4 protein-coding genes are annotated in these 13,108 nt (G+C 65.5%); 1 reads left to right on the top strand and 3 read right to left on the bottom strand.

All coding sequences use genetic code 11. The features are described 5' to 3' along the window. Nucleotides 1–10 precede the first annotated feature (10 nt). Nucleotides 11–1,069 (top strand): D-TA family PLP-dependent enzyme, encoded by a 1,059-nt coding sequence (locus A9K66_RS27230; protein ID WP_067330186.1) that lies wholly within the window; start codon nucleotides 11–13, stop codon nucleotides 1,067–1,069. A gap of 233 nt (nucleotides 1,070–1,302) precedes the next feature. Here A9K66_RS27230 and A9K66_RS27225 read toward each other — a convergent pair whose 3' ends face one another. From A9K66_RS27225 to A9K66_RS27215, 3 genes are all read right to left on the bottom strand, one after another. After that, complete coding sequence (locus tag A9K66_RS27225; RefSeq protein ID WP_067000549.1) at nucleotides 1,303–2,061, bottom strand: heme ABC transporter permease; 759 nt, start codon at nucleotides 2,059–2,061, stop codon at nucleotides 1,303–1,305. 198 nt (nucleotides 2,062–2,259) lie between these two features. Next, nucleotides 2,260–4,029, bottom strand: coding sequence for a glucan ABC transporter ATP-binding protein/ permease (locus A9K66_RS27220; protein ID WP_067000546.1), 1,770 nt, complete (start codon nucleotides 4,027–4,029; stop codon nucleotides 2,260–2,262). A gap of 376 nt (nucleotides 4,030–4,405) precedes the next feature. Then, on the bottom strand, nucleotides 4,406–12,985 hold the full coding sequence (locus tag A9K66_RS27215) for a glucoamylase family protein (protein WP_067329869.1): 8,580 nt from the start codon (nucleotides 12,983–12,985) through the stop codon (nucleotides 4,406–4,408). Nucleotides 12,986–13,108 lie beyond the last annotated feature (123 nt).

Here is a 13,108-nt window from a genome sequence, read left to right as displayed (position 1 = left end):
GGTGATCTTCATGGCAAGCATAGACGATCTCGACACGCCGGCGATCCTGATCGACGCGGCCCGCGCCGAAGCCAACATCGCAAAGGCGCAGGCGCATGCCGACCGCCACGGGCTGAAGCTCCGCCCGCATATCAAGACGCACAAGCTGCCCTACTGGGCGAAGAAGCAGGTCGCGGCTGGCGCGGTCGGCATAACCTGCCAGAAGATCGGCGAGGCCGAGGTGATGGCCGATGCCGGGCTTGAGGACATTTTCCTGCCCTACAACATTCTCGGCCGCGCCAAGCTGGAGCGGCTGAAGGCACTGCATGGCCGCGTCGCGCTGTCGGTCACCGCGGACAGCCACGAAACGCTGGCAGGGCTAGCCGCGACCTTCACCGATACCGGCCACCCGCTGCCGGTGCTGGTCGAATGCGACACCGGCATGGGCCGCTGCGGCGTGCAGAGCCCGGCCGAAGCGGTTGCACTGGCGAAAGTGATCGACCAGGCCAAGGGCCTGACCTTCGGCGGGCTGATGACTTATCCGGCGGCGGGCCGCGCCGCCGAAGCCGAGGCGTGGCTGCGGAACGCGCGCGAGACGCTTGCGGCGGCCGGGCTCGAATGCCGGCGCATCTCCAGCGGAGGCACGCCGGACATGTGGCGCTCGGGCGAGGACAGCGTCGTCACCGAATATAGGCCCGGCACCTACATCTATCTCGACCGCTACCAGGTCGCCAAAGGCGTCGGCACGCTCGACAATTGCGCGCTGACGGTGCTGGCCACCGTGGTCAGCCACCCGACGCCCTCCCGCGCCATCCTCGACAGCGGCAGCAAGGCTCTGTCCTCCGATACGCTAGGACTGCCGGATTTCGGCGAGCTGCTCGGCGTACCCGGCGCGCGAGTGACTGGATTGAGCGAGGAGCACGGCAACGTCACGCTTTCAGACGGCGCCGCCCTGCGCATTGGCGAGCGCGTGCGCGTGGTTCCCGATCATTGCTGCGTGGTGACGAATTTGTTCGACCAGGTCCATCTGATCGACGGCGACAAGGTGCTGGAAACGCTGCCAGTGGCGGCGCGGGGGAAGATGGCTTGAGGATCCTGAGACGCACGCAGATGTTTTAAGTTCGTCTAGGCTGGCGGGACAGCGCCCCCCGTGTCCTGCCGGACATCTCCCCCACTTTGGGGGGAGATTGGCGGCTCGGGCGTCGCGCCCTCCTCCAAACGCTGAAAGTTGCCGAAAGCAATCGCACCATCCTTGTGGGGGAGATGTCCGGCAGGACAGAGGGGGCGAGAAGGAACGCGACAGACCGCTATTGGTCCGAAAATCTACTGCCGTTCCGCCTGCCGCGCCGCAACCCTGCGCATCGCGATCACGCGGCGCCTGAAAATCTCCGTGCGGATCGCCATCAGGTGCAGCGCGAAGAACAGCACGGTGAAGCCAAGCGCCATCACGGCGAGCGGCCACAGCATCGAAGGGTCGATGGTCGGGCCGCCGAGGCGGAAGACCGAGGCCGGCTGGTGCAGCGTGTTCCACCAATCGACCGAGAATTTGATGATCGGGATGTTGATGAAGCCGACCAGCGTGATGATGGCGGCGGCCCAGGCGGCGCGGCCGGCGTCGTCCAGTGCGCGGGTCAGCGCGATAATCCCAAGGTACATGAGGAAAAGCACGAAGACCGAGGTCAGCCGAGCGTCCCACACCCACCAGGTGCCCCACATCGGCTTGCCCCAGATCGAGCCGGTGATCAGCGCGAGCGCGGTGAAGGTGGCGCCGATCGGAGCCGCTGCCTTCAGCGCCACGTCGGCCAGCGGGTGGCGCCAGACCAGCGTGCCGAGCGCCGAGATCGCCATGATGGTGTAGCACATCATCGCAAGCCAGGCGAAAGGCACGTGGATGTACATGATGCGCACCGTGATGCCCTGCTGGAAATCCTCCGGCGCGGTGAAGCTCATATAGAGGCCGACGCCGAGCAGTATCGCCGCGGTCGCCGCGAGCCACGGAATAACCTTGTCGGCCAGCCCGACGAAGCGCGTCGGGTTGGCGAGATCGATCCAGCCGGCGAGGCGTGAGGTGGTGTCGCTCATGCCGATCTAAATAGACCGGCGATGCATCAGGGGCAATCGGACGGTTGTCGCACTCTCTCCTTCTCCCCTTGTGAGAGAAGGTGGATCGGCGCGCGAGCGCCGAGACGGATAGGGTGCGCGACGGAGTGAGACGCTGATCTTCCTGGAACACCTTCATCTGTCGCCTGCGGCGACACCTTGTCCCACAGGGAAGAAAGCTTACGCCGCTTCCGTCACCGGACGGCTGAGGCGACGGACCTCCTCGTCGTTGAGCAGGCCGCCGGCGCGCAGCAGGGCTGCGAAGCGGCCGTTGCGCAGCGACAGCTCGGTGAAGCCGCCGTATTCGACCACCTTGCCCTTGTCCATGAAGACGACCAAGTCGGCGTCGCGCACGGTGGTCAGGCGGTGGGCGATGATGAAGGTCGTGCGGTTGCGGCGCAGTTCGTCGATCGCTTCCTTGACTCGGTCCTCGGTCTCGACGTCGAGCGCGCTGGTCGCCTCGTCGAGCACCAGGATCGGCGCATCCTTCAGCACGGCGCGGGCGATGGCGATGCGCTGGCGCTCGCCGCCGGAGAGCTGGCCGCCGCGCTCGCCGACGACGGTGTCGTAGCCGCTGCTCTTGGCCAGGATGAAGTCCTGTGCGGCGGCGGCATTGGCGGCGGCGTGCACCTCGTCATTGCTCGCATCGGCGCGGCCGACCCGGATGTTATCCTCGATCGAGCGGTTGAGCAGGCCGGCGTCCTGGAAGACGGTGGCGATCGAGTGGCGCAGCGACTTGCGGGTCACCGTGCGAGTGTCGATGCCGTCGATCAGGATGCGGCCGCTGGACGGCGTGAACACGCGCTGCAGCAGGTTGATAAGCGTCGTCTTGCCGGCGCCGGTCGGGCCGACGATGGCGACGGTCTTGCCGGCCGGCACCTCGAAGGAGACATTCTCGATACCATGGCCCGAATTCGCGAACTCGAAGCTGACGTCCTCGAAGCGCACACGGCCGGTGACGTTGGTCAACTCGCGCAGGCCGTCCGGCTCGGCGGTTTCGGCGGCCGAGTCCTCGAGGCGATAGAAATCCTCGAGCTTGGCGCGGGCCTCGGAAATCTGCGTCGTGAAGGCCGACATCTGGTCGAGACGGGCGATCAGCATTCCGGCAAAGCCGGTGAAGGCGACGACGTCTCCGACACGGAGCTGGCCACGGGTGACGAGATAAGCCCCAATCGAGAGCACGATCATCATCGAGATGGTCGACGACAGGCGGTTCAGCGCATTGGCGATAGCCCACCAGTCGAGCACCGGGTTCTGCGCGTCGAGCAGGTCCTTGACGTAGCGCTTCAGCGTCGCGGTCTCATGGCCGATGCGGTTATAGCTCTGCAGCACGGCGACGTTGCTGACGCTGTCGGTCACATGGGCAAAGACGGTGTGGTAGTGGCGCTCGACGGCGGTCTGCCCCGACTTGGTACGGCGCATGACGATACGGCCGATTCCGACGTAAAGCACGCCGAGGCCCAGCAGCACGATGGACATGCGGATGTCCATGGAAAGCGCGGTCGGCACCAGCAGCACCAGCGCAATGGCCGTCGAGAGATGCACGCGCATGAATTCGAGCCACAGGCTGAACAGGGTTTCGACGGCGCGCAGCAGCGTGTGCAGCGAATTGGACGTGCCGCGCTGGTGATGCCAAGCGAGCGGCATGGTGATGACGCGCTCGAAGGACTGGCACAGCACTTCCGAACGCCGGGCATGGGCGAAGCGGTCGGCGCCGCGCGACACCAGCACGAAAGCTATGACATTGAAGACACCGAGAGCGGCCCAGACGGCGAGCGTCGAAAACACCGGACCTTTTTCGGAAATGGCGCCGATCACCCGGCCCAAAAGGATCGGCTCGAGAATGGCGATCGCGGCAAGCGCGACGTTGGCGCCGCAGATCAGCGCGACGCGCTTCTTGTCCGCAGCCAGATAACTCAGCGCTCTAAAGTAGATCTGCAGAAGTGACACTTCAGCTACTCCGCCAAACTCTTGTCCGTGCTCAATGTCGGTATTGTGCGCCGCACCATTTTTTGACACGTACCGGTTTATGTGTCGCGAAACAATGCGTCGTCTATCCCTTCCGTTCCCATTTAGCGAACAAAAGATGACGACGGTGCGAAATCTGACGTGATCACCTAACGGTTTGAGATAAAAGGTGAAATGTCAGCCTTGCGGCAAAACAATGGCACCTGCCCAGCGCTGCCGCATTTTTAATCACTTGGCGCTTGCTTAGCCGTGCCTGAAGCAGCGTGGGCGCACGCTGCCCGGCCCATTGGCAAAGTAAAACGCCAAGCTCGGCCGCGCATCCCGAGAGATGCGCGGCCTGCAAGGCAAACCGTTGATCCTACGCAGGTATCTTGACGACGACGTCGGTCATCTCGCCGGCCTTCGGTTCGAAAGACCCTGATTTGGTCTTCGAACCATTGACTTCAAGCGCGATCGACTTGGTCTTTTTGTCGCGGATGACGCGAACCTTGATTTCGCCGCCGAACATCTTGAGTGTGGCGGCGTAGCCGTCCCAGTGGCCAGGCAGCTTCGGCCTAAACGTGATCTGCTTGCCGCGCCGCTCGATGCCGAGGATTCCTTCCACCGCGGCCCGGTAGAGCCAGCCGGCCGACCCCGTGTACCAGGTCCAGCCGCCGCGGCCGCCTTTTCCTTCGCCGGCGTAGATGTCCGCCGCCACGACGTAAGGCTCGACGCGGTAATGCTCGGCCGCCGCCTCGTCCGAGGCGTGGTTGACCGGGTTCAGCATCGAGAAGCAGCGATAGGCCTCGTCGGTGCGTCCCATCTCGGCCAGCGCGATGACGAACCAGGTGGCGGCATGGGTGTACTGGCCGCCGTTCTCGCGCACGCCCGGCGGGTAGCTCTTGATATAGCCGGGATCCTTGTCGCTGTTCGAGAAGGGCGGCGTGAACAGCTTGACGATCTTGTGCTTGTCGTCGACGAGCATCTTCGTCGCCTGCTCCATGGCCGTGGTCGAGCGGGCAGGATCCCCCTCGCCCGACAGGACGCTCCAGGACTGGGCGATGGAGTCGATCTTGCATTCGTCCGAATTGCGGGAGCCGAGCGGGCTGCCGTCGTCGAAGCTGCCGCGCCGGTACCACTGGCCGTCCCAGGCCGTGCTCTCGAGCGCCCGCTTCAGCAGGTCCGCGTGCTTCGTCCAGGCCTGCGCCCGCTTGCCATCGCTCTGTCCCTTGGCGATGGGGGCGAAGTCACCCAGCGTCTTCAGCAGGAACCAGCCTAGCCAGACGCTTTCGCCCTTGCCGCCCTCGCCGACACGGTTCATGCCGTCGTTCCAGTCGCCGCCGAGGATCAGCGGCAGGCCGGCCGGGCTGCTGCGCTTGATCGCCAGATCGAGCGCCCGCGCGCAGTGCTCGTAAAGCGAGGCTGTGGTCTTGGTGATCTCGGGCGTGAAGAAGGCGTCGTGCTCGCCCTCGCCAAGCTCCTGCCCGTCGATGAACGGTATCTGCTCCTTGAGGATGGCGGCATCGCCCGTCACCTCGATGTAGCGGGCCGTCGCGTGCGCCAGCCACACGACATCGTCCGAGATCATGGTGCGCACGCCGGCATCGGTGCGGGGCAGCCACCAGTGCTGCACGTCGCCCTCCTGGAACTGCCGGCGGGCGGCGTTGAGAATCTGGTCGCGCGCCAGCTTCGGATCATGCGCCAGCAAGGCCAGCGTATCCTGCAACTGGTCGCGGAAGCCGAAGGCGCCGCTCGCCTGGTAGAAGGCCGACCGCGCGCGGATGCGGCAGGCCAGGCTCTGGTAGGGCAGCCAGTGGTTGACCATGGCGTTGAGCGCCTTGTCCGGCGTTTCGACCTGAATGGTGTCGAGGAAGCCCCGCCAGACGCGCTCATTGTCGGCCAGACGCCGGTCGAAATCCTTGTCCCTGTGGGTCTGGACCAGGGCGCTCGCCTCGGCGGCCGTGGCGGCGTCGCCAAGCAGCCAGAACAGCGTCACGTCGCCGCCGGCCGGGATGTCGATGTCGCTGGCGATCACCGCGCACGGATCGTCGCCTGCCTCGACGCGGCCGGACAAAGCAACTCCGCCAAGCACGGCCTGCGGATATTCGGTCGTGCCGTGCCTGCCGACGAACTCGCAGCGGTCGGCGGTCACCGAATGAACAGGCGCCGTCGCGGCGAGGAAAGCCACCCGTTCGCCGAAGTCGAGCCCGTAGGGGTTCTGCGCAAGCATGGCGCCCGTCGCGGCGTCCCTGGTCGGCACGATGGTTGCCGCCGTGCGCGAGCGATGGCCGCCGAGCACCCACTCGGCATAGGCATAGACGCGCAGCCTTGCCGGCGCGGGGCCGGCATTCTGGATGCGCAGCCGGGTGATCTTCACCGGATCCACCGGGTCGACGACCTGCGTCAGATCCATCGACAGCGGCCCGCGCTTCGAGCGGAAGGTCGAGAACCCCTGCCCGTGCCAGGTCTCGTAGGTCATCGAGGGATCGCGCACCACCGCGGCCATCGGCGAGAACGCCTTGCCGCTCAACTGGTCGTAGATATAGAAGCCCTCGCCCGGCCGGTTCGACACCGGGTCGTTCGACCACGGCGTCAACTGGTAGTCGCGGCTGTTGCGGCTCCAGGTGAAGCCGGCGCCCTCGGCAGAGACGTGGAAGCCGAAGGAAGCGTTGGAGATGACGTTGATCCAGGGCTGCGGCGTCACACGACGGCCGGTCAGCCGCGTCACGTAGTGGCGGCCGTCGCCGTCGAAGCCGCCAAAGCCGTTCCAGAGGCTGAGGCCGGTGCCGTCGGCGGCAATATCGGCTCCCCCCTCGCTTGCCCGCGTCGGCTCAGGCAAAGGCAGCGACGGCTGGCGGGCCGGAACGCCTTCCGCCTGCTGCAAAGCGTCGCGAGCCTGCAATGCCGCCGTTTCGGCCCGCTCGAGCTGGTCGAAGATGGTGCCGTTTCGGGTGTGGAGCGCAACACGCGCGACCGACAGTAGGGTCTTGTAGGTCGGCTCGTCCATCAGGTCGCGGCGCACGGCGAAGATGTGCTGACGCGGGCCAAGCTCGCGACCACGCAGGCGGCTGTTCTCGCACAGCGTCTCCACTGCGCGCTGCAGGTCCTGCACGTAGGAGGATGCCTGCTCGTTGACGACGACGAAGTCGATCATCATGCCGCGGGCGCGCATGTATTCCTGGAAGCGCAGCGCCTGGGCGACGATCTCGAGATCGGCGACGTCGCCGATGCGCACCAGGAAGATCGGGAAATCGCCGGAGATGCTGGTCGGCCAGAGGCTCGATTGGCGGCCGAGGCCCGAGGCGATGGAGTCGGCGGGCAGACGCAGGAACGGATCGGGATAGATCAGGTAACGCGCCAGCTTCTGCACATTGGCGGCATCGGTCAGGCTGAGGCCGAGATGGCGCGTCTGCACCTGGCTGCGCGTCCAGGCGAGCATCGCCTGGCGGGCGAAGCTCTCCTGATGGTCGAGGCGGCCGATCGCCTCGTCGAGCTCGCCCCGGTTGGCGCCGACGACGGTCCAGAAGGTCAGCGAGATCTTCTTGTTGGCCGGCACGCGCACCTGGCGGCGAAGTGCCGCCACCGGGTCGAGCGTGAAGCCGTGGCTGCCGGAGAGCCGGGCGCCGGGGTCGAAGGCGGCAGCGTCGGCGATGGTGCGGCCACGGCCGATGAAGGCGCGGCGATCGGTTTCGGCCTCGGCGTCGCGCGAGGGACCCGACGGATCGGTGACGAAATGCACCATGGTTAGGTCGGGCTCGTTCTTTTCGCGCTTGCGCCTGGTGGCGAAGATCGCGCCGTTGTTAGCGGAGATCTCGGTCTCGACGAACATCTTCGAGAACGCCGGATGGGCGTTGTCGGAGGCTTCGTTGCCCAGCACCAGCTCGGCAAAGGACGTCACCTCGATGTGCCGGTCGGTGGGGCCGTCATTGTAAAGCGTGACGCGCCGGCCTTCGCCGTTCCCTTCGGAGATGACGATGCACTCGACCTCCGAACGCAGCGAGCCGATCGATTTGGTAAAGCTCGCCTTGTCGTCGGCAAACAGCGTCTGCACGCGCTCGCCCTCGGCGCGCTTCGGCTCGGCGGTGGCCGACCACCAGTCGCCGGTCGCGGTGTCGCGCAAGAAAATATAGGAGCCGAGACGGTCTTCGCTCGGGTCCGGCTGCCAACGGGTGATGGCAAGCTCGCCGAAGCGGCTGTAGCCGGAGCCGGTGGCGGTGACCATGACCGAGTAACGGCCATTCGACATGACGTTGGTCGCGCGCAGCGCCTTGATCGGGTCAAGGATGATGCGGCTGTCCGGGCTCTCGGTCTCGGTCTCGTCCTTGGAGCGCTCGTCGGCCTCGGTCCTGACGGTGGCGGTCGGGATGTCGCGCGGCGCCTTCTCCTGCAAGAGGAGTTCGGCCGACTCAATCACCGGATCGCTGTGGAAGCGTTCGCGCAGCCGACCCTCGAAGATGGCGTCCGCCACGGCGGCGATCGACATGCCGGAATGGTGGGCCATGTAGTTCTGGACGACGGCATGGTCGGTGCCTTCCGGCACGCGCTGCGGCGTGAAGTCGACCGCATCGTAAAAGCCGTGCCGGCCGAGCGCGCCGATCGCGCGCAGCCGCATCAGGTTCTGCACCGCCTCACGCGGATTGAACTGCGCCGCCAGGATGGTGGCGTAAGGCGCGATCACGGTGTTCTGGCCGAGACCACGCTTCAGGCCGAGGCCGGGCACGCCGAAGTTGGTGTACTGGTAGGTGAGCTCGCGGTCGCGGGCATTGTAGGCCGCTTCCGAGATGCCCCAGGGCACGTTCTTCGAGCGCGCATACTGGATCTGGCGCTTGATGATGAGCTTGCTGGTCTGGTTGAGGATCGAGCCCTGCGGCTCCTTCATCACCAGCGGCGGCATCAGGTACTCGAACATCGAGCCCGACCAGGACATCAGCGCGCCCTTGAAACCGATCTCGACAATCGGCCTGCCGAGCCGGAACCAGTGCTCGGTCGGCAAGTCGCCCTTGGCGATGCCGAACAGGCTGGTCAGCCGCGCCTCGGAGGCGAGCAAGTCGTAGCAGCTCTCGTCGAGCTGGTGCTCCTCGACGCGATAGCCGATCGACAGGAGCTTGCGCTCCTGCCGCATCAGGAAGGAGAAATCCATCTCGAAGGCGTAGCGGCGGCAGCGCCCGCGCAGCGCGAGCAGCTTGGTGCGGAGCGCCGAGACCGCGCTTTCGTCATTGTGCGAATCGTGCACATGCGCCTCGCAGGTCGCCTCCAGCCTGGCCGCCCAGTCGGCGATGACGTCGCTCTTGGGCGACGCCGCCTCGACGTGGATGGCCGTGGCGAGCTTGCGGATCTCGCCGGCCAGCACCGCGAGATTGATCGTGCGGATCGAGGCCATCTCGGGCTGCGCCTTGATGGTCATCACTGCCCGGCGCATGCCGTCGAGGCGGTCGGCAAGACGCTGGCGCAGCGGCCGCAGCTGGCGGCGGTCGTCGGGCAGTTCCTCCAGGCTCTCGTCGAGGATGGTGACGGTGTCGAGGATGCCCTCGAAATCGCCTTGCAGGTGGACGGAAGGCGCCTCGGCCCATTCGGCGCAGGCCGCGGCCACGGCGACCAGATGGCCGGCGAGATTGCCGCTGTCGACCGCCGAGATATAGAGCGGATAAAGCGGCTTCAGCGTCGTCGTGTCGTACCAATTGTAGAGATGCCCGCGATCGCGCGGCATGTTCTCGATGGTCGTCATCGTGGCGTCGATGCGGGTGATGGCATCCGACAGGCTGATCCAGCCGAAGTCGCGCGCCGACACCACCGAGAGCAGGTAGACGCCGATGTTGGTCGGCGAGGTACGCGGCGCCACCACCGGCGCCGGGCTTTCCTGGAAATTGTCGGGCGGCAGATGGTGATGCTCGGCCGTCACGAAGGTCTCGAAATAGTGCCAGGTGCGACGCGCCACGGTGCGCAGCGCATGGATGTCGGCGGCGGAAATGCGCAGCCTGTCCTCGGTCTCGGCCGAGCGGCTGATCCAGCAGGCGACGGCGGGCGAGCCGATCCAGAAAATCGCGAAGAAGAAGGCGACGAACGCGCCGGTGGAATCGGCGAGCACCGGAACGGCAAGGCCGACGACGCCGATGATCACGGCGCCATACATCATGCTGTAATAGGCGCCGAGATCACTGCCGCCGGTCTTGTGCGCCTGCGAGGCGGTGCGCCACTCCAGAAGGTTCTGGCGGCTGACGAAGAGCCGGTAAAGAGTGCGGACGATGGCATCACCCATCATCCAGGCAAGGTGCGCCATCAAAAGCACCTTCAGAGCCACCAGCGCGGTGCCGAACAGAGTGTCGCGCGCCAGCGCCGAGAAATGGCCGCGCGGCGTCTGGTCGCCGCTCTTCGGCAGGATGCCGTTGACGATGTCGAAAGTCGGGGCCATGAACAGGCTGAGGATCATCAGCGCCTGCCACTGCGCGGCCTGCGTGAACGGCAGCAGCGTCCAGCCGGCGATACAGGCCATCACCCAGAAGATCGGGGTCACCGAGCGGCGGAGGTTATCGACCATCTTCCAGCGCGACAGTGCCGGAACGCCAGAGCGCGGATCGAACATGAAGCCGAGCAATTGCCAGTCGCCGCGCGCCCAGCGGTGGTGGCGTGAGGCGTCGACCGAGTAGCGGGTCGGATAGTCCTCGACCAGTTCGACATCGGTGACGAGCGCGGCGCGCGCCAGGGCGCCTTCGAGCAAATCGTGGCTGAGGATGGTGTTTTCCTCGATGCGGCCCTTCAGCGCCGTTTCGAAGGCGTCGATATGGTAGAGGCCCTTGCCGGTGAAAGTGCCGTCGCCGAAGACGTCCTGATAGACGTCGGACACGGCAAAGACGTACGGGTCAAGACCGCGATTGGCCGAGAAGACGCGCTGGAAGAAGGAGGCATCGTCGCCGCTGGTGAGCGAGGCGGTGATGCGCGGCTGCAGGATGGTGTAGCCGGCTGTGACGACGCGCTTTGCCGGATCGAAATGCGGACGGTTGAGCGGATGCGCGAGCTTGCCGACAAGGCTCGAGACGGCGTCGCGCGTGGTGCGCGTATCGGCGTCGAGCGTCATCACATAGGTGACTTTGTCCGGCAGCGGCACATCGAGCGGCAGGAAGGTGGTATCGCTGTCGCCGCGCAGCAGAAGGTTGAGCTCGTGCAGCTTGCCGCGCTTGCGTTCCCAGCCCATCCAGCAGCCCTGGGCCTGATTGTAGAGCCGGCGGCGATGCAGAAGATAGAAGCGCGGAGCACCTTCCGACGGGTAGCGGGCGTTCAGCCTCGCGATCTCGTCGCGGGCATATTGCAGGATCTCGATGTCGGCTGCGTCGATTTCGGTCTTGGAATCCGGCCAGTCGGACAAAAGCGCGAAATGGATCTCTTCTGCCGTATTGGCGAGATGATGCACCTCGATGTTGCGGATGTTTTCCTCGACGTCGTCGCGCGACCCGATGAGCGAAGGCACGACGACCAGCGTGCGCGCTGAGGTGGGGATGCCGTGCTTGTAGTCATAGCCGACGAGCCGCGTCGGCTTGAGGAAGAGCGCCACGACGGTGTTGAAGAAGGCCAACGCGCCTTCGCTCGCCGGCACCGCGAACAAAGCCAGCATCAGCGTGATCGCCCCCGCCGAGAGGCCGAGATTGGCAAGCGCGTTGCCGGACAGCACAAGCAGGAGCACCGTCAGCAGGAAGACCGGCACGACGATGCCGAGCCAGCCGGTGGCGGCAAAGGCGCGCTTGAAAGTCACATAGAAGGGAGCCCGATAGCCGATCGCCTGTTCCAGCTCCGGCCGGCGCGGCCCGACCAGGAAGAAGCCGACATCGGTATGCACGGAGGGGTCGGCAGTTTCCGGCACGCCGGACGCATCGGTGACCCCAGGCATGTGGCCTGCAAGCTCGATCGCCGTTTCGGCGACGCGGAATTCGGAAAGGTCGGAGCGGCGCGCAAGCTGCTCGATCGCGGTGCGATACTGATCGCGCGAGAAGAAATCGAGCGCGGCGAAATCGGTCTTCTCGCGCAGCAGCGTGTCGATGCGGCTGACGCCCTCGAACCAGACCGTCCAGTCGACGTCGTTGATGAGGCGCAGGCCGCGGATGATGTTGCCGGTGGTGACGTTGCCGCTGGACAGCGTCTGATGCTCGGAGATGATGATCTCCTCGGCGTCGGAGCCGGTCTTCTCGAGCTCGCCCTCCAGCCATTCCAGCGCGCGGCCGGCGTTCTGCGAACCGTCACGCAGGCGATAAAGGAGCTGGGTGGCGAAAGTGGTATCCTGCGCATGCGCGGCGTAGCTCGACAGGATCCTGGTCCGGTCGGCATTGTCGTCGGTCGCCAGCACCCGGTCGGCGACCTCGTTGGCGATCTGGCGCATCTCTCTCGTACGGTTGACGCGCACTGCGATGCGTCGGAGGTTTTCGATCAGCACGAACCGCAGCAGCGACGGCAGCGCCCAGAGCTCGCCGATCTTCAGCGGCTCGACCGATTGAAAGCCCTCGACGATGGCCTTGAACATGGTCGCCGAGACGGCGCTGTCGGAATGCTCGACATAGCTCCAGGCGACGACGAAGGCGCGCGGCAACGCCGTGCCGCCCGCAAGCTTGAGCGTCGGCAACTGGCGGTAGAAACGGCGCGGCAGATCGCGCTTGACCTGAAATATGGTCTCTTCGACCAGGTAGTTGTTGTCGAGCAGCCATTGCGCCGCGGGCGTGATCGTCTCGCCCTTGGCCTGGGCGGCGTTGGTCGAACGGTAGACTTCGAGAATCTTCTTGGCGCTATCGCGGATGCGGGCCTGGAATTCGAACGGCGAAAGCCCGAACAGGTCCCTGACATCGCCCTTGGCGAGTGCTGCGCCCAGCGCGCGCAGCCGGTCTTCCGGCAGGAAATTGGAGCGTATCGGCGCTTCCGTGACGGTCGGGAAGCCGGCACTAGTTTGTTCGATCTTGGCGGGATTCGTCTGGATGTTCATTGATTATTCCGTAAGGCGGGGCGCGATGCGGCGTCACCGCCACGGCAATGGCCCTAAAACCGGTTCAAATGCAATCTGTTGCATGGCAGGTTCGGCCGAAAGTTTGTTTGCGCTCCATGACAG

The organism is Mesorhizobium sp. AA23, from assembly GCF_001672435.1.
Classification (GTDB): Bacteria; Pseudomonadota; Alphaproteobacteria; order Rhizobiales; family Rhizobiaceae; genus Mesorhizobium.
Note: the sequence above shows the minus strand (reverse complement) of the source record. Positions and strands in the feature narration are given on the sequence as shown.

What these genes read in the sequence shown, in the direction of transcription:
- A9K66_RS27230 (WP_067330186.1), top strand. Translation starts at nt 11, where the DNA reads ATGGCAAGCATAGACGATCTCGACACGCCGGCGATCCTGATCGACGCG.
- A9K66_RS27225 (WP_067000549.1), bottom strand. Translation starts at nt 2,061, where the DNA reads ATGAGCGACACCACCTCACGCCTCGCCGGCTGGATCGATCTCGCCAAC.
- A9K66_RS27215 (WP_067329869.1), bottom strand. Translation starts at nt 12,985, where the DNA reads ATGAACATCCAGACGAATCCCGCCAAGATCGAACAAACTAGTGCCGGC.